We start from the raw sequence: 1,117 nt of genomic DNA, 5'->3' as shown, positions 1-1,117 counted from the left end.
CCCGCCACCAGATCGTTGCAGGCCAGCACGATGGCATCGGCCAGCTTGGCATCCAGCACGCCCAGCTCCACATTGGTGCGGGCGGCGGCGGTCTTGACATAGGCCAGCGCACGGATCAGGTCCGGCATGGCCGAAATGCGGGTGCCCGAGATGTGAAAGTTGTCTACCGCGCGGGCGGTATGCACGCCCCAGTAGGCGACTGTTGGAATCTGCTTTTCACCCAAAAAATCATGTTCGATGCGAAAGTTGGTAGACATACGGCGCCAGGGCAGTGGTAGAGGTGGCGAACTGTAAGGGCGCGCTTATCCAAACACCAATGCCGTTTGCATGCAGGCTTATGCATGGCTGTCATAGATCTGTCATGGCCGCCATGCCGCCATGGCATGGATGCGTTCCGGCTACTTCGCAGGCTTTTGCGAGGCCAGGTAGGTCCACAAGGCCTGCGCCGTGCCCTTGGCCGCCGCCGGGCCGCTGGGCTTTTCGCGGTAGGCGCGCACGTCCATGGTCATCTCCAGTCCGGTCAGGCCGGGTGGGGCGGCGCTGACCAGCTTGCGGGCGCGCAGTTCTTTTTTGACGGCGCTATAGGGCAGGAAGGCGATGCCGTGGCCTTCCAACGCCATGGCTTTGAGGCCTTCGGCCATGTCGGTCTCGTAGACCCGGTCCAGGTGGATGGGCGTGGCCGACTGCTTGAGGATCATGTCCACCGTCTGGCCCAGGTAGGCACCCGGTGCGTAACCCAGGTACGGCAGCAACTGGCCCGGACGGCCCGGCAACTGGAACAGCGGCGCGCCATCGGCATCGGCCTTGACATAAGGCGCAATCACCTCCTGCCCCAGGCTGACCATCTCGTAGCGGTCGGCCGCCAGCTGAAAAGGCTGCGAGGTGTGGTGGTAGGCAATCAGCAGGTCGCAGCTGCCCTCGACCAGGCGCATCACTGCGTCGTGCACGTTCAGGGCGATCAAGCGGCTTTTGATGGGGCCAAACTTCTCGCGCAGCAGCGACACCCAGGCCGGGAAAAAGGTGAAGGCCAGCGTATGCGGCACCGCAAATTCGATCACGTCCTGCCCGGCCGAGTGGTGGCCGCGCAGCATGGCGCGGGTGCTTTGCAACGCCTGCA

At 63.7% G+C, this 1,117-nt stretch carries 1 protein-coding gene and 1 pseudogene; both read right to left on the bottom strand.

Annotated elements, in window-relative coordinates:
• Positions 1–257: pseudogene (gene aspA, locus AC097L_RS25735) on the bottom strand (aspartate ammonia-lyase); the annotation flags it as partial.
• A 141-nt stretch (positions 258–398) separates the two neighbouring features.
• Positions 399–1,117: LysR substrate-binding domain-containing protein (locus tag AC097L_RS25730; protein ID WP_479589534.1), on the bottom strand; the 719-nt coding region annotated here is incomplete at its 5' end.

Source organism: Rhodoferax sp. RT5P35, from assembly GCF_056521385.1.
The sequence above is the reverse complement of the archived record's forward strand: the minus strand, read 5'-3'. Positions and strand labels throughout refer to the sequence as shown.